This window comes from Bacillus sp. JZ39, assembly GCF_053903145.1.
Genome location: NZ_CP096389.1, coordinates 2,556,697 through 2,572,704 on the forward strand (window position 1 = coordinate 2,556,697; position 16,008 = coordinate 2,572,704).

At 43.8% G+C, this 16,008-nt stretch carries 16 protein-coding genes; 3 read left to right on the forward strand and 13 right to left on the reverse strand.

Going from position 1 to position 16,008, the window contains the following annotated elements; all coding sequences use genetic code 11:
- The first annotated feature begins 209 nt into the window (after nt 1-209).
- Both fdhF and M1D65_RS13190 read left to right on the forward strand, forming a co-directional pair.
- Nucleotides 210-3,152, forward strand: a complete 2,943-nt coding sequence (gene fdhF / locus M1D65_RS13185) for a formate dehydrogenase subunit alpha (RefSeq protein WP_095010815.1) — start codon at nt 210-212, stop codon at nt 3,150-3,152.
- An 18-nt stretch (nt 3,153-3,170) separates the two neighbouring features.
- Nucleotides 3,171-3,653: a DUF1641 domain-containing protein gene (locus tag M1D65_RS13190; RefSeq protein WP_003229812.1), complete on the forward strand. Its 483-nt coding sequence runs from the start codon at nt 3,171-3,173 to the stop codon at nt 3,651-3,653.
- Between the two features lie 36 nt (nt 3,654-3,689).
- Here M1D65_RS13190 and M1D65_RS13195 read toward each other — a convergent pair whose 3' ends face one another.
- The 5 genes from M1D65_RS13195 to M1D65_RS13215 form a co-directional block, all read right to left on the reverse strand.
- On the reverse strand, nt 3,690-3,920 hold the full coding sequence (locus M1D65_RS13195) for a YrhC family protein (protein WP_014480408.1): 231 nt from the start codon (nt 3,918-3,920) through the stop codon (nt 3,690-3,692).
- Between the two features lie 82 nt (nt 3,921-4,002).
- Complete coding sequence (locus tag M1D65_RS13200) at nt 4,003-5,142, reverse strand: bifunctional cystathionine gamma-lyase/homocysteine desulfhydrase (protein ID WP_076458201.1); 1,140 nt, start codon at nt 5,140-5,142, stop codon at nt 4,003-4,005.
- Between the two features lies 1 nt (nt 5,143).
- A complete protein-coding gene (locus M1D65_RS13205; protein WP_076458202.1) occupies nt 5,144-6,067 on the reverse strand; it encodes an O-acetylserine dependent cystathionine beta-synthase in 924 nt (307 codons plus the stop codon).
- Between the two features lie 64 nt (nt 6,068-6,131).
- Nucleotides 6,132-6,827 (reverse strand): 5'-methylthioadenosine/S-adenosylhomocysteine nucleosidase, encoded by a 696-nt coding sequence (gene mtnN / locus M1D65_RS13210; RefSeq protein WP_014477493.1) that lies wholly within the window; start codon nt 6,825-6,827, stop codon nt 6,132-6,134.
- A gap of 20 nt (nt 6,828-6,847) precedes the next feature.
- On the reverse strand, nt 6,848-7,489 hold the full coding sequence (locus M1D65_RS13215; protein WP_015714425.1) for a class I SAM-dependent DNA methyltransferase: 642 nt from the start codon (nt 7,487-7,489) through the stop codon (nt 6,848-6,850).
- Between the two features lie 192 nt (nt 7,490-7,681).
- Between M1D65_RS13215 and M1D65_RS13220 the strand changes: the two genes are divergently transcribed.
- Nucleotides 7,682-7,885, forward strand: coding sequence for a YrzA family protein (locus M1D65_RS13220; RefSeq protein ID WP_014477495.1), 204 nt, complete (start codon nt 7,682-7,684; stop codon nt 7,883-7,885).
- Between the two features lie 36 nt (nt 7,886-7,921).
- On the opposite strand, the gene M1D65_RS13225 is transcribed toward M1D65_RS13220, so the two are convergent.
- From M1D65_RS13225 to mltG, 8 genes are all read right to left on the reverse strand, one after another.
- Nucleotides 7,922-8,623: a YrrS family protein gene (locus M1D65_RS13225; protein WP_064670988.1), complete on the reverse strand. Its 702-nt coding sequence runs from the start codon at nt 8,621-8,623 to the stop codon at nt 7,922-7,924.
- A 64-nt stretch (nt 8,624-8,687) separates the two neighbouring features.
- A complete protein-coding gene (locus M1D65_RS13230; protein ID WP_024572771.1) occupies nt 8,688-10,442 on the reverse strand; it encodes a peptidoglycan D,D-transpeptidase FtsI family protein in 1,755 nt (584 codons plus the stop codon).
- Between the two features lie 53 nt (nt 10,443-10,495).
- A complete protein-coding gene (greA, locus tag M1D65_RS13235; RefSeq protein ID WP_004399078.1) occupies nt 10,496-10,969 on the reverse strand; it encodes a transcription elongation factor GreA in 474 nt (157 codons plus the stop codon).
- Between the two features lie 250 nt (nt 10,970-11,219).
- Entirely contained in the window at nt 11,220-11,855 is a 636-nt protein-coding gene (udk, locus tag M1D65_RS13240) for a uridine kinase (RefSeq protein ID WP_003225916.1), read from the reverse strand.
- 6 nt (nt 11,856-11,861) lie between these two features.
- Nucleotides 11,862-13,130 (reverse strand): peptidase U32 family protein, encoded by a 1,269-nt coding sequence (locus M1D65_RS13245; RefSeq protein WP_003229802.1) that lies wholly within the window; start codon nt 13,128-13,130, stop codon nt 11,862-11,864.
- An 18-nt stretch (nt 13,131-13,148) separates the two neighbouring features.
- A complete protein-coding gene (locus M1D65_RS13250) occupies nt 13,149-14,078 on the reverse strand; it encodes a peptidase U32 family protein (protein ID WP_326154365.1) in 930 nt (309 codons plus the stop codon).
- Nucleotides 14,079-14,083: 5 nt separating this feature from the next.
- A complete protein-coding gene (locus M1D65_RS13255; RefSeq protein WP_015714429.1) occupies nt 14,084-14,737 on the reverse strand; it encodes an O-methyltransferase in 654 nt (217 codons plus the stop codon).
- Between the two features lie 151 nt (nt 14,738-14,888).
- Entirely contained in the window at nt 14,889-15,971 is a 1,083-nt protein-coding gene (gene mltG, locus M1D65_RS13260; protein WP_456270590.1) for an endolytic transglycosylase MltG, read from the reverse strand.
- Nucleotides 15,972-16,008 lie beyond the last annotated feature (37 nt).

Sequence of the window (16,008 nt, forward strand, 5' to 3'; positions counted from 1 at the left end):
ACATTATAATAAAAGCAGTGTTGATGGATTTGTAATAGGATCTTGTTATGAGTCTATCGTTTTATAAAAATCAAGGATTGGTCTGTTAGTAAGACTTGCTAGTGAACTATTCCGCCATGTGTGTTTACACCTTCTTAGAATTAAGGGCAGGTGTATCTATACATGGCTTTTTTTGACTTCTTGAAAGACAGATGGAGGGGAATATGAATATGATGGACGGTAAGTCGATCAGTGTCCGTGTAGACGGAACAGAAATTCAAGCACGAGCAGGGGCCACAATATTAGATATTTTAAATGAAAACGGAATTGAGTACCCGCAGATTTGCCACGTACCAGAGGTTGACCCGATTCAAACTTGTGATACTTGCATAGTAGAGGCAAACGGCAAGCTGGTTCGTTCATGCGCGACGGTTGCAGAAAACGGGATGTCTATTGATCTTTCAGGAAATCGAGTGAAAGAAGCACAAACCGAAGCGATGGACCGCCTTCTTGAAAATCATTTGCTGTATTGTACAGTTTGCGATAACAACAATGGAAACTGTACGCTGCATAATACAGCGGAAATGATGGGGATCGAGCATCAAAAATACCCATACACGCCAAAAGAAGATCCTTCTTGCGCGGTTGATATGTCTCATCCTTTTTACCGCTATGATCCAAACCAATGTATTGCCTGCGGCCAGTGTGTTGAGGTCTGTCAAAACCTTCAGGTAAATGAAACACTCTCAATCGACTGGGAACGCGAACGCCCTCGCGTCATTTGGGATGAGGGAGTTCCGATCAATGAATCTTCCTGTGTCAGCTGCGGTCAGTGTGTAACAGTATGTCCATGTAATGCACTGATGGAAAAATCAATGCTCGGGCAGGCTGGTTTTATGACAGGCATTAAAGAGGACGTCATGGAACCGATGATTGATCTCGTGAAAAATGTTGAACCGGGGTATGGCAGCATTTTTGCCATTTCTGAAGTCGAAGCGGCAATGCGTGAAACGAGAACGAAAAAAACGAAAACTGTATGTACGTTCTGCGGTGTCGGGTGTTCATTTGAAGTATGGACAAAAGGACGGGATATTTTAAAGATCCAGCCTGTTTCTGATGCTCCGGTTAACGCGATTTCCACATGTGTCAAAGGGAAATTCGGCTGGGATTTTGTCAATTCAAAAGAGCGGATCACAAAGCCTTTAATCCGTAAAAACGGAGCCTTTGTGGAATCTTCTTGGGAAGAGGCCCTCGATCTTGTCGCAAGCAGATTAGGATCAATTAAAGAGCAGTACGGTAAAGGCTCTGTCGGGTTTATTTCTTCTTCTAAAATTACGAATGAAGAAAACTACGTCATTCAAAAACTAGCGCGTCAGGTATTTGAAACAAACAACGTCGATAACTGCTCACGCTACTGCCAGTCTCCTGCTACAGACGGATTGTTCCGCACTGTCGGCATGGGCGGTGACGCCGGCACGATTAAAGATATTGCCAAAGCAGGTCTCGTCATCATTGTCGGTGCCAATCCGGCGGAAGGACACCCAGTGCTCGCAACACGCGTCAAACGGGCACACAAGCTCCACGGTCAAAAACTGATTGTTGCTGACCTGCGTAAAAATGAGATGGCTGAGCGATCCGATCTGTTCATCAGCCCTAAACAAGGCACAGACCAAGTTTGGCTGATGGCTGTTACGAAATATATGATCGACCAAGGCTGGCACGATCAGGCGTTTATTGATGAGAACGTCAATTACTTTGAAGATTATAAAGAAACCCTTAAAACGTATACGCTTGATTATGCAGAACGCATCACAGGCCTTTCAAAAGAAAACATCATTCAAATTGCTGAAATGATTCGTGATGCTGACGGCACTTGTGTCCTTTGGGGAATGGGTGTCACACAAAATACAGGCGGTTCTGATACATCAGCAGCCATTTCAAACCTGCTTCTCGCTACGGGCAACTATCGCCGTCCAGGTGCCGGCGCTTATCCTCTGCGCGGACACAATAACGTGCAAGGCGCATGTGATATGGGAACATTGCCAGGCTGGCTGCCGGGATATCAGCATATTACAGATGACAAAGCACGCGCTAAATTTGAAGAGGCATATGGTGTCGAGATTGATGGAAAGCCTGGTTTAGATAATATTCAAATGCTTCATGCCATTGAAGAAGGAAAAATGAAAGCTATGTATCTTGTCGGTGAAGATATGGCACTGGTCGATTCAAACGCGAACCATGTGCATGATATTTTATCAAGCCTTGATTTCTTCGTGGTACAGGACATCTTCCTGTCAAGAACAGCTCAATATGCTGATGTCGTCTTGCCGGCCACTCCTTCACTTGAAAAAGACGGAACATTTACCAACACAGAACGCCGTGTCCAGCGATTGTACCAGGCGCTTCCGACGCTTGGTGACGCAAAACCGGACTGGTGGATTATTCAAGAGGTGGCAAACCGTTTAGGAGCGAATTGGAATTACAGCCATCCGAGTGACATTTTCTCTGAAATGGCGAGTCTTTCTCCTCTGTTTGCCAAAGCAAGCTATGAGGTGCTTGAAGGCTGGAACAGCTTCCTATGGGGCAGCTTCACAGGTGAAAGCACACCGCTTCTGTATGAAGACGGATTTAATTTCCCTGACAAAAAAGCACGCTTTGCCCTTTCTGATTGGACCGAGCCAGCGGCATTTCCGGAGGAATATGACCTTCATATCAATAACGGCCGGATGCTGGAGCATTTCCACGAAGGAAACATGACAAATAAATCGAAAGGCATCCAAGCGAAAGTGCCGAATGTATTCGTTGAGATCTCACCTGAGCTTGCACAAGAGCGAGGTGTTTGTGACGGTTCGCTTGTACGGCTCGTTTCTCCGTTCGGAGCAGTCAAATTGAACGCGCTGATCACAGATCGGGTACGGAAAAATGAACTCTATTTGCCAATGAACTCGACAGACAAGGAGTCAGCGATTAACTTCTTGACGGGCCCTGCAGCTGATAAACGGACGAACACGCCTGCTTATAAACAGACAAAGGTCCGCATGGAAGTGCTTGGCGGCTGTGAAACAGCGCCGCTTCCAAAAACAAATCCGCGCAACAAAAAACGGCATCCGCAAAACGGAGTCGAAGCGGAAAGAAAATGGAACCGCCCTGGCTATGTCCATCTGACTGATTAAACGATAGGAGGAAAACGAATGGCCACTCCGATTACGACGATCAAAAAAGAAACAAAAACAGCTGAGCAAATTAAGCTTGAAAAAATAGAAGAACTGAAAGAGCTGCTGGCGGAAAATGAGGACGCCGTCTCTAAAACGATGACGTTAATGAATGAACTCAATGATCTTGGAATTTTTGATGCGGCAACAAGCATGCTCAGAGCGAAGGAAGACATTGCCAAGATTGCGCTTGGCCAAGTTTCCCGCGAGCCTGTCACCAACCTCATCAACACGATGATGGCCGCCGGAGGCGCATTGACAAAAGCCGATCCTGAGTTTACAGCAAAGCTTTTAGAAAGCGTAATGGCTGGGACTGAACAGGCACAAAGCTTTTTAAAAGAAGACAAGAAAGTCGGGGTTCTAGACCTGTTAAAAGCAATGAACGACCCTGACATCAACAGAGCCGTCGGCTTCGGCCTTCAGTTTTTAAAAGGCATGGGAAAAGAACTTCGAGAACAATAACAGAAAAACAGCCATCGCTGATGATGGCTGTTTTTTTTATTCGTCGGCTTCTTCCAAACGCTTCTTGTAAATAAGTGAACGGTCAGCGCAAAAGAAGGCACCGGCTAAAAATACGCAATCGGCTAAAAACATCGTCGATTTTTGGCCTAATGTTAAGCCTTGATCAGGGAGAACTGCGCCTATATATAAAAAAGTGCTGACTGCAAGCAATGTAAAAGCAAAATGCTTGTAGTCTTCTTTTAAAGATTTCATTCTATTTTTGTGCAAAAGAATCACCTGCCAGATTCATAGTATACGACTATTATAATATAATCCGGCGGCTTACAGAGAAAGTAATTCTATCCATTTGTTATATATTTTCAAGCGCTTGGCCGATATCTTCCAACAAGTCTTCCGCATCTTCAATTCCTACAGAAATTCTGATCAAGCCGTCCGTAATGCCGAGCTCAAGCCGGCGTTCTCTCGGAATAGAGGCATGTGTCATTCTTGCCGGAACAGAAATTAAGCTTTCAACCGCCCCCAGGCTTTCAGCAATGGTAAACAGGTTCAGATTTCCTAAAAACGCATCAACCCGTTCTTCACTGCCAATATCAAAGGAAATCATACCGCCGAAGCCAGATCCTTGCGTTTTTGCAAGCTCATGTCCGGGATGATTTGAAGAACCAGGATAATATAACGTTTGGACAGCAGGGTGATTCTCAAGAAAGCTTGCGATTTTCCTCGCATTTTGATCGATCGCTTCCATTCTGAGTCCCAACGTTTTGATTCCTCTCATTAACAGCCAGGAATCTTGAGGGCCGAGCACGCCGCCTGTGGAGTTTTGCACAAAATGCAGCTCTTCTCCAAGCTCTTTCGAAGCTGTCACAACTAAACCTCCGACGACATCACTGTGTCCGCCAAGATATTTTGTCGCACTGTGAAGTACGATATCAGCGCCTAAAGTAAGCGGCTGCTGAAAATAAGGAGTGTTAAAGGTATTGTCTACGATAAGCAGAACACCCGCTTTTTTTGCGATATCTGCCATGAGCGTCAAGTCAGTGATTTTGAGCAACGGGTTTGTCGGTGTTTCAATATAAATGGCTTTTGTATTAGGGCGAATCGCTTTTTCAACTTCTTCTCTGCTGCTCGTATCGACAAATGTTGATTCAATGCCAAGACGGTTAAGCACCTTTGTCATCACGCGGTATGTTCCGCCGTACACATCATCAGTCAACACGACATGATCCCCGCTGTTAAACAGCATCATAACTGCTGTAATGGCAGCCATTCCTGAACTGAACGCATAACCTGCTTCCCCGCTTTCCAGTTCTGTCACAAGTGCTTCGAGAGCGGTTCGAGTCGGATTGGCCGTTCTTGAATACTCGTAGCCTGTATGCTGCCCTGCTTTCGGCTGCTTGTACGTGCTTACTTGATAAATGGGCACGGAAACTGCGCCTGTTTTCTCATCACCTGTGATTCCACCATGTATCATCAACGTTTTTTTCTTCATATCAGATGCCTCCTTCGTATATTTGTTTGCTGATATATCGATCGCTGCTGTCAGGAAATACTGTGACAATGTTAGTTCCAGCGGATGCTTTTTTCGCTTCCTCCAATGCCGCATAAAGCGCTGCACCTGAAGAGCTTCCGATCAGCAGGCCTTCTTTTTCTGCCGCTTCTTTCACAAGTCTAAACGCATTCTCATCTGTTACGGTGTAGATCTCGTCAAAATGGCTCTTATCCATATAATCGGGGATAAACTCCATGCCGATGCCCTCTGTTTTATGAGCGTGGGGCTCTCCTCCGTTTAAAATCGAGCCCTCCGGTTCAACAATCACCGTTTTGACTGCTGGATTTTTTTCTTTTAAGAAGGAAGCTGTTCCTGCGAACGTGCCCCCTGATCCTGCCCCTGCGACAAATGTATGAATATTCCCGTCAAGCGCTTTCCACATTTCAGGTCCAAGCGTCTTATAGTAAGTCGATGGATTTACTCGGTTTTTAAATTGCAAAACGCAATAAGAATTTTCAATTTCAGTCTCCAGCTGAATGGCTTTTTGAATGGCGCCCTGCATTCCGTCTTGACGCGGTGTATGAATGATTGATGCGCCAAGCGCTTGCATAATTTGCTGTTTCTCTCTGCTGAAATGTTCAGGGACACAGAAAATCGCTTTCAGCCCATATTTTCTGGCACTCAGCGCAAGGCCGATCCCTGTATTGCCTGCCGTAGCTTCTATAATCACTCCGCCGGGTTTCACTTTGCCTGAATCGAGCGCGTCACGAATCAGCATATCTCCCAGTCTGTCTTTGATGCTTCCCCCTGGATTCATCATTTCAAGCTTGGCATACACCGCGACTCCTTCTGGAACATCAAAGTTCTTCAAGCGGAGAAGCGGTGTATTCCCAATCAGCTCGGTAATGTCCGTAATCACTGTCATATATGTCCTCCTCCTAATTAGAGGTTGTTTTTAGAGAAAAACGGAGGAGAACGTTCTCCCCGTTTTAATGAATTCGTTTGATCACCTTTAACACAAGCTCTGTTGAATGGACAGCCGCCTGCTCTAAAAATTGGTCAAATGAAACATGTGATTCTTTTCCTGCAATATCAGATAACGCTCTGATGACGACAAACGGCGTTTTAAATTGATGGCACACTTGAGCCACTGCCGCAGCCTCCATTTCAACCGCGTACAGATCAGAAAATCTCGCACGCACCTCTTCAACCCGCTTCGGATCGTTCATGAAAGAATCGCCTGTTGCAATCGTTCCTTTTGCAACCTGAATGCCGTCGAGTTCAGATACCGCTTCTTCAGTGATGCTAATCAGCTTTTCATCCGCTGCGTAAGCAGCCGGAAGACCCGGCACTTGGCCGTATTCATAGTCAAAAGCCGTTACGTCTACATCGTGGTGACGAACGTCAGTGGAAATAACGACATCCCCTACATTCAATGTATGATGAAATCCGCCGGCTGAGCCTGTGTTAATGACATAATCAGGCTTGTAACGGTCAAGCAGAAGCGTCGTGCTGATAGCAGCATTTACTTTTCCAATTCCTGATTTTAAAAGAATCACTTCAGTTCCTTCGTATTCGCCTGTTGTAAATTCACAGTGTGCGATCGTTTCTGTTTTTGCATTTTCAAGTTTGTTTCTTAGGATGGTAACTTCCTCTTCCATTGCTCCGATGACTGCTAGTTTCATCTATTCACATTCCCTTCACTTTACCGTTTGATCGCCTCCATTATCCACACGAAGTCGTTTTGCTGAGTGAATCGGACCGCAAAACCTTCAGCTGTAAACATTTCTTTCAACGCATCCAATGTAGGATAATGCTCTGTCTCTAAATCATTTGCAAGCTGATAAAAGCCTTGAGAACGGGCTTTATCGATAGCCTGTTGATACGCTTGCGCATTTTCAAAGACGGTATCGGCAAACACTATTTTATCATGCAAGTGAAGGTATTTGCCATATTGCTTTATGGCAGCCCGCTTTTCTTCGTCAGTCAAATGATGAAAAGCATATGAACTGACAATTGTATCAGCCTGAAATGGCGGCTCAGGGAATGTCAGGAAGTCTCCATCAACGATTTCCGACCTGCCTGAAAGCTTGTCAGAAGCCAGTTTACGCATTGCTGGAGAAGGTTCGATTCCAAATACAGTTTTGCCTGCATCGAGCAGCTTAGCCGTCAAATTCCCTGTCCCCGGGCCAAATTCTAACACATGCGTTCCAGATTTGCTGACGATGGCATCAAGGATATGATCGTAGCCTCTGAACGCTTCTTTATACTGAATATCTAAACCTTGTACTGTTTGATCATAAGTTGCTGCCCAATCTTCAAAGAGAGGGATAAATTCACGTCCCATATTTGTCACACTCCATATTTAATAATTCCTATAAGCATACTATGAATTAATGATGGAACAGTTCCTATAATACCACATCTTCTGAAAAGCAGGTACTAAAACACTTTGTGTATTTTATGTCATCTCATATTGCGCATTGACCGCAAAAAAGCTTATACTTCATATGACTTGTGAAAGCTGGAGGGTCAAGACATGAATTTTCAATTAGATCTGATTAAAGACAAAGTGGAATTTTTTGAAGCGGCTTCATTGCAGGAGCTTGAAAAGAAAATCAATACACAAATTGAAAACAATAAAGCCATCATGCTCCGGGTGAAATCTGTTTCACACCAAACTGCTGTGGCAGAAGGAAGAATATTGTACAGCGCGGTGGTTCATTTCGCAGCTGAAGCCTAAAACAAAAGCAGCCGGTTGTAACCCGGCTGCTTTTGTTTATTTTAGCTTTTCTACTTTTGTCGGCTTCCAGCCTTTTCCATCGACCCATGTAATCGTGACTTGATATTTATTCCCAGTCGCCTTGTCCAAAATTTTGCCTTTGGCATCCTGAGGGCTGCCGTTATTTCCGAGCCAGAGCACCGTCATGTTATCTGTTGAGACACCAGTTGCGTACGAAATGGCTTTCAGCATCTCAGCCCAGTCTTGTGAGCTTGAATCATAAGTAGCGGCATGCTCGCCAGTCTGCTCAGTTCCGACTGCTTTCCAGTCAGGATTTTCATACGTTTTTTCCACATCGCTCGATGAGCCGCCTTCTGTTACTTTTGCATCTTTAAGCCCGTTACCGGCTGAATCTGAGCTTGAATCTGAATCAGAATCATCCTTTTTAGAAGAAGAATCATCTTTTTTGGAATCAGAGTCAGAAGACTTCTCAGAATCCTTTTCGCTGTCAGATGTATCTTTCTTGCTGTCTTTTATATCCTCATCCGATTTCTTTTCCGTCTTTCCTGAAGCCGGAGATTCCTGTTTTTGCGCCGTTTCAGAATCCTTGCTGACATCTTTGCTAGAAGGACTGTTAATGAAGAGATTCGCTGCTACTACGACAATTAGTATGGATACGATTGCGATTAAAATGTTAAGCACTAAATTGGCTTTTCTGCGTTTATCACGATTTTCATAACGAGATTGATTATTGCTCAATAATTCTGCACTCCTTTATCCCTCTTGGCTCAGCATATATTTTAACATGTGCTGAGAAGTTGTTCTATTTCTGATTGATTTCAATTTCGTGTACTTTTTTAACAATATCATAAAACACCGAATTTGTCAGAGCCTTATCTCCCGGTGTATCCATGTGTAAAACAACCAGAGCGTATTTCGGCTTATCCGCGGGAAAATATCCGGCAAACCATTTTTCATAGAGCGTTTCCTTCTCTTTTGAAAGCTTGCCTGTCTGGGCTGTGCCCGACTTCCCTGCTACAGTATACGGAAGATCTTGAAACCTTCTGCCCGTTCCGGAAGGAGATTCTACCACCCGCCGCAGTATTTTTTGAAGCTGCTGTGACGTATATTTGTCTATCGTCTCCCCTTTGAGCTTCTGATCTTTAAACGTAACGAGCGTTGTGCCGTTCTTATACTCAATTTGTTCGGCAATTTTCACCTGCCGTTTTTCTCCGCCGCGGGCGATTGTCGCCATCATATTGGCTACCTCCAGCGGGGTTACCTTTACATTTTTCTGCCCAATTGCTGTTTGCGCAATGGCTTTTTTGACTGATTTGTCTTTTTCATCCCCCCAAATCACGCCACTTTTTTCGTTATACAGCTGGCGGAAATCGGTTTCGTGGTACAGTTTTCCCTCCCAGCCTGCCCGATCAGTGAGAGCCAGCTTCTCGGACATATCTTCAATAACCGAGCTGTCTTTTTTCATTAATTGTTCTGCAAGACTCGTAAATGTGTAATTACAGCTTTGTGCAAAACTTTCATCAAAAGACAAGGTTCCTTTGTCGTCCCCCGGTTCCCCGTACAGGTTTAAATTGCAATTAAAGGTTTGACTAGGCTTCACCATATTATTTTCGATTGCAGCTGCGGCAATGACTGTTTTAAAAACTGATCCGGGATAGATTGGCGTCAGCATATAATTTTGAAGTGTGTTTTGCCGGGACACATCCGCATCTGGTTTGCTTACAATTCCCAGAACACTGCTATTTTCGATGTCCAGCAGCACAGCTCCTCCCTTTTTCAGCCCCTGTTCATCCAATACCTCCTCCATCGCTTTTTGAATGCTTTGATCGATCGTTGTTTTGACCTGGAGCGGATAAAATGTATTGGCTTCAGCTGTATATTTGACGTCCATGCCAAACAAAGGGTTTCCTTTTCCGTCCACATGATATAAAAGCTTTGTGTCTTGTTCCGGAAGCAAAAACTCGTCAAATGTCCGTTCTAAACCGGTTGTTCCGATTTCTGTTGTAATCGGAAGGCTCTCCTTGTCAGGATATTTCTTGCGAAGCAGCGCCGGATCTTGGTTCGTGCTCCCTATCGTATGTGAAGCAAGGCTGGGCTTGTCTTCATTCTCCATATATACGCCGTAAATGCCGGGATATTTCAAAGAATTGATTTTTGTGATAGATTGTTTTGAAAGTGTTTTGATTTTCTTTTGCTGCAAAATGACCGGTTTTTTTGCCTTACCTAGTGTCTGGCGCAAATCATCTTCAGACATGCCGAGGATGTCCGCAACTTTTTTGATCGGCCAATCCTGCGTCAGCAGAAAAGGGAACAAAACAACCGCAGGCTCGCTTTGTCCTGTCAGCGCCCGCCCGTTTCGATCTAAAAAAGAGCCTCTTCCATCTGAAATGAGCACTTCCTCCGTCCGCTGTTTCACGCTTTCTTGAATCAAATTAATTTTCTTTTTAGAAAATGATTCTGTGAAAAACAGCTGGATTTCTGCAAGCCTAAGCAGAAGCAGAAAAAATACAATCAAAAATGCGATGACTGCCAGCTTCATTCGTTTCGATATCTTCATAAAAAAACACCTCACCCACATTGTGGACGAGGTGTTTCGCTGCTAAACAAATATTATGAAATTTTCACAATTTTCACGAGCATTTCTCCGCCCGGTGTTTGTACTGTGACTTCTTCATCTACTTTTTTGCCCAAGAGGCTTTTTGCGATCGGTGAGTCGTTTGAGATTTTCCCTTCAAACGGGTCAGCTTCCGCGCTTCCGACGATCGTATATGATTCTTCATCACCGTCAGGCAGTTCGACGAAAGTGACGGTTTTACCCAAACCGACAACGTTAGAGCCGCCGTCATCTTCAATGATTTTCGCATTGCGAATCATATTTTCAAGAGTCGTCACGCGGCCCTCTACAAATGCCTGCTCTTCTTTCGCTGAATCGTATTCAGAGTTCTCGGAAAGGTCTCCGAAGCTTCTCGCAATTTTGATTCGCTCTACTACTTCTTTTCGTTTAACCGTTTTCAAATATTCTAATTCTTGTTCAAGTTTTTGTTTTCCTTCTGCAGTCATAGGAAATACTTTCTCTTGTGCCATGTCCCTTCACTCCTTCTGGTTGTCCCTCAACATCTTCGATTATGTATGAGAGCATAAACTAAAAAATACAAGAATGAGAACACAGGGCAGTCCTCGTTCTTCTCTCCCATATAGGTACTGTTTATCTTAAACTGAATCGTGTCGTTCTGCAAATATTTCGCGTTTATAAACAGGGAAAGAAGGGAATTCGCACATTCCCTTCCTGCCTATACATAATATGGTCAGAGTTATTTATGTCTATGCTATGGTATTACAAAATCGCGTTTTGTTCAAGAATGGTTTGAATTTTTGTGACCATCAGATCAATTGCGACGTGATTCTGACCGCCTTCCGGGATAATAATATCAGCGTATCGTTTCGTCGGCTCGACGAATTGGTTATGCATCGGACGGACCACTGACACATATTGTTCAATGACAGAATCAATAGAGCGTCCGCGCTCATTAATATCTCTCATAATCCGTCTGATGATACGCAAGTCAGCGTCCGTATCAACATAAAGCTTGATATCCATCAGATCACGAAGCCTTTTGTCTTCAAGAACAAGAATGCCTTCAAGGATAATAACATCCTTTGGCTCTACGTGAACCGTTTCTTCTGAACGTGTGTGAAGCTTATAGTCATAAATCGGCTTTTCAATCGGGCGGTAATTCAATAGATCCTGAATATGCTCGATTAAATAGTCATTATCAAACGCAAGCGGATGATCATAGTTTGTGTTCAGCCTTTCTTCAAACGGAAGATGGCTTTGGTCTTTATAATAAAGGTCCTGCTGGATCATTAAAATTGAGTGTCCTTTAAACTGTTCATAAATGGACCGTGTGACACTCGTTTTTCCTGAACCGGAACCTCCTGCGATTCCAATGACTACTGGATTCTTACCCATGGGCTGTTACTTCCCCTTTCTCATCATGTTGCTCGGATAAATCTTTTTGTCTAGTTTGAATTTGACAATTTGCAGGGGATGGCGGGCAGCATCTAGCTCATTTCCGTCTTCGTCCCAAATGGTTTCAATCGTATGTGTAAAGTTTTCGATTTCTGGTCCGAAAAATTCCACTTCGTCGCCTTTTTTGAAGAAATTGCGCTGCTGAAGCGTGACCATTTGTGTATCTTCATCATAATTCAGCACTAAGCCGACAAAATCATATGTCGTTTTCTTGGCGTGTTCGCCGAACATTTGCTCTTCATAGCCTGGCGTTCCTTCAAAGAAAGCTGTCGCAGTGTCCCTGTTGGCGCACTTATCAAGCTCTTCAAGCCATTCTTTTTGAATCACAAAGTTCTCTGGATCAGCGCAATAAGCATCGATTACTTTGCGGTATACGCTGACAACAGTTGCTACATAGTGAATGGATTTCATGCGGCCTTCAATCTTTAAGCTGTCGATCCCCATTTCAATCATTTTTGGAATGGATTCAATCAGCTTCAAATCTTTCGGGCTCATCGCAAATGGTGCATCTTCTTCACCATACAAAGCAACGGCGTTGGCACCGTCTGTTTGGTAGAGATCATAATCCCAGCGGCATGACTGGCAGCAGCCTCCGCGATTGGAATCCCGCGCTGTCATGTGATTGCTCAGCACGCAGCGGCCGGAATATGCAATACACATTGCGCCATGAATGAAGGATTCGATTTCGATATCTACCTTTTCTTTCATTTCTCTGATTTCAAGAGCGCTAGTTTCACGTGCCAGCACGACGCGGTCGAGACCTTCTTCCTTCCAGAATTGGACAGCCTTCCAGTTCGAAAGAGACTGCTGTGTGCTCAAGTGAACCTCAACATTCGGCGCCACTCTGCGGCATGTTTCGATAATAAGCGGATCTGCCACAATGATACCGGCAACGTTGGCGTCTCCAAGTGCTTTTAAATAGTCTTCAAGCCCGTCCATGTTTTCATTATGGGCGAAAATATTCGTTGTTACGTAGATCTTCGCGCCATATTTCTTTGCGAATTCAACGCCTTCTGCAATTTCTTCGATCGTAAAGTTATCGGCATTCGAACGCAGCCCGTATTCCTGTCCCCCGATAAAGACCGCGTCCGCTCCGTAATGAACAGCGATTTTCAGCTTTTCAAGATTACCCGCAGGTGCGAGAAGCTCCGGCTTTTTCGTAATCACACGCTTTCCATTAACGATTGTGGATATTTTATCATTTACGGCAGTCATAGCTTAACCTCCTTTTGATTAATAAACCGTTTCCTTGAAGAAGAATCCGGTATCAATTTTTCTGTTTACTGGCTGGATGCTTTCAATGTGTTCGATCCAGTCTTCTTTTTTCGCTTCATATTCGTCACGGTTTTCCACGCACAAATCAATTGCTTCTCTGTACATTTTGGTGACTTCTATTAGGTATTCAGGCGTTTTCAAAACACCATCGATTTTGAAAGAATCAATTTCGGCATCTATCAATTCCTCGAGCTCATCAATGATGCACACATCGTTCGGGCTCATGATGTGAGTGCCGTTTTCATCTTCGAAAATCGGATATTTATTATCGCGTTCTTTATCGTGTAAAAACATGCCTGATTCTTTTTTCTTTCTTTCAATGTCCATGACTTTGCCCTGATATTCAAAATAGTTTCCAATCAAAGAACGCTTCGATTGGAACATGCACGTCATTCCATGCACCTGGATTTCAATTTCGACTTCAGCATTTTCTTTAATCTCAACAATGCTGTCCATGTTTAATTCTCTGGCAAGCACAGAACGCGCCGCACCCTTGCGCCCCCAGTAGTTGCATGTATAATAGTTGGTGCCTGTCGTTTCTGTGCTCCAATGAAGCTTCAGATCAGGCGCAGATTCACGGGCAGCCATCAGCACGGCAGGATCGCCGAATACCGCTGCATCGACACCGGCTTCTGCTAAGAAAGCCAGATATTCGCCAAGCTCACCCACTTTATCATTATGGAAAATTGCATTTACAGCAACGTATACTTTTGCTCCTTCTTTGTGAGCAATCTCTACGGCTTTTGTTACATCTTCACGAGAAAATTCTCCGGCTAATCTCAAGCCGTATCTCTGTTCCCCAACTAAAAACGCAGTTGCCCCCGCCTGTATGAGCGGCAAAATGTCCGCTGTGCTCGTCGGCGTCACTAAGAGCTCTGGTTTTTTCATGACGTTCACCTCTTCTTTTTACTAATCGCAAGTCCGTCCCCGACAGGAATAATCGCAGTTTGATAATCCGGATGATTCATCAGCCAATGATTATATTCATCAATTTTTGCTACAAGCCTGCGCCTTCTCTTCGGTTCTATTTTGCTATAATCCTCTGCCACCAGACCCTTAAACAGCACGTTGTCCGTTAAAATCACCCCGTCCGGTGAAAGCATCGGTTCATATAAATGAAAAAAGTTTTGATACTGACCTTTTGCAGCGTCAATAAAAATAACATCGTAAGGCGCGGTTACATGAACGGCGTCGGCTAATTCAAGCGCATCTCCGTAAAAAACATGAATCCGGTCATCAAGCTGAAATTCCTTGATATTGTTTACCGCTTCTTCATGCCGCTTCTCATTGCGTTCAATTGTATATATTTCAGCAGACGGCAGCTCCAGCGCCATCCGAATAGCTGAATAACCAATGGCCGTTCCGATTTCTAGTATTTTTTTCGGCTGTTTCACAGACAAAATTTGAAGCAGCACCTCCATGCCCGCTTTTTCCATAATCGGGACATGATGTTCTTCTGCATATGCTTCAAGCTTCTTCACGTTATCCGGCCGAGGCTTTAATAATGCTTCTATATAGTCATTTATTTGTTCATACCGGTCAGTCACTACAAACAGCCTCCCGTTCTAAAAAGGAGTGCCCCAGTCTTATGCGCAGGACACTCTCTGAATACATCATGATACATCGGTAAACAACCCGATATATTTTATCATAAAACCTTGCGGAAAGCGAACAAAAGGAGAGCTTTTTGCTCTCCTTTTATTTCTCGTTTTTTGAGGAAATGTATTTTTCTTTTGCTTTATTATGCTCTTTTAGCGTTTTTGTAAATACGACCTCACCATTTGATTTGGCCAAGAAATACAGATAGTCCGTTTTATCCGGATGCAGCGCCGCTTCCCATGATGACATGCCGGCATTGGCAATCGGCCCTGGCGTCAGCCCTGTGTTTTTATACGTATTGTATGGTGAATCGATTTCCAGATCCTTATAAAGAACCCGATCTTTATGCTTGCCGGCCGCGTACAGGACGGTCGGATCTGTTTGGAGCGGCATTTTCTTTTTCAGGCGGTTATAAAAGACGCTCGCAATTTTATGGCGGTCGGCTTTTTCAGTCGCTTCTTCTTCTATCAAAGAAGCAATTGTCAGCAGCTTATGCACAGAAACTTTGTTTTTCTTCATTTCTGATTTATATGTTTCCACATAAGAATTTGTCTGCTTAATCATTGCCTTGATAATGTCTTCAAGTGATGTGTCCGGATCGTTAAAAGGGTATGTAGCCGGGAATAGGTACCCTTCAAGCGGGTGCTTAATGTTTTTATTGAAAACATCATTTGTCACAGTGTCCGGAAATTCTTTCTTCAGCTGATTGATAAATGTTTCATCGTCCAGCTTCGCTATGACTTGTTTTTTAGAGTATTTTGTTTCATCAGCAATAGCAGCCGCGATTTGGGTCAGCTGTGCTCCCTCAGTCACTGTGATTTGAAAAGCGTAACCTGTAGCCCCGCTTGTCAGCTTCTGAATAATGGCATCTAAATCCATACCTTTATTCAGATGGTAGAATCCGGCCTGAAACCCGGAAGCACCTTTATATTTCACATAGTACTGAAACGCCTTCTCGCTTTTTATGACATCATTTTTCTTTAATATCGATGCGATGGCTGAAACAGACGAACCGCTCGGAATGTTAATATTAACTGTCGTTTTACTGTCTTTTTCAACAGGTTCAAGCAATGATTTCCCATATAAAAATGCCCCGCCAATGATGAGAAACAGCAAAACTATGGAAGACAGTATGATTCTTTTTTTATTAAAAAACGATTTTTTTTGCTGATTGATATACATTAGGTCTCCTCCCATCAGCTCTTATACTACATGATTC

What these genes read in the sequence shown, in the direction of transcription:
- fdhF (WP_095010815.1), top strand. Translation starts at nt 210, where the DNA reads ATGATGGACGGTAAGTCGATCAGTGTCCGTGTAGACGGAACAGAAATT.
- M1D65_RS13190 (WP_003229812.1), top strand. Translation starts at nt 3,171, where the DNA reads ATGGCCACTCCGATTACGACGATCAAAAAAGAAACAAAAACAGCTGAG.
- M1D65_RS13200 (WP_076458201.1), bottom strand. Translation starts at nt 5,142, where the DNA reads ATGAAGAAAAAAACGTTGATGATACATGGTGGAATCACAGGTGATGAG.
- M1D65_RS13205 (WP_076458202.1), bottom strand. Translation starts at nt 6,067, where the DNA reads ATGACAGTGATTACGGACATTACCGAGCTGATTGGGAATACACCGCTT.
- mtnN (WP_014477493.1), bottom strand. Translation starts at nt 6,827, where the DNA reads ATGAAACTAGCAGTCATCGGAGCAATGGAAGAGGAAGTTACCATCCTA.
- M1D65_RS13215 (WP_015714425.1), bottom strand. Translation starts at nt 7,489, where the DNA reads ATGGGACGTGAATTTATCCCTCTCTTTGAAGATTGGGCAGCAACTTAT.
- M1D65_RS13220 (WP_014477495.1), top strand. Translation starts at nt 7,682, where the DNA reads ATGAATTTTCAATTAGATCTGATTAAAGACAAAGTGGAATTTTTTGAA.
- M1D65_RS13230 (WP_024572771.1), bottom strand. Translation starts at nt 10,442, where the DNA reads ATGAAGATATCGAAACGAATGAAGCTGGCAGTCATCGCATTTTTGATT.
- greA (WP_004399078.1), bottom strand. Translation starts at nt 10,969, where the DNA reads ATGGCACAAGAGAAAGTATTTCCTATGACTGCAGAAGGAAAACAAAAA.
- udk (WP_003225916.1), bottom strand. Translation starts at nt 11,855, where the DNA reads ATGGGTAAGAATCCAGTAGTCATTGGAATCGCAGGAGGTTCCGGTTCA.
- M1D65_RS13245 (WP_003229802.1), bottom strand. Translation starts at nt 13,130, where the DNA reads ATGACTGCCGTAAATGATAAAATATCCACAATCGTTAATGGAAAGCGT.
- M1D65_RS13250 (WP_326154365.1), bottom strand. Translation starts at nt 14,078, where the DNA reads ATGAAAAAACCAGAGCTCTTAGTGACGCCGACGAGCACAGCGGACATT.
- mltG (WP_456270590.1), bottom strand. Translation starts at nt 15,971, where the DNA reads ATGTATATCAATCAGCAAAAAAAATCGTTTTTTAATAAAAAAAGAATC.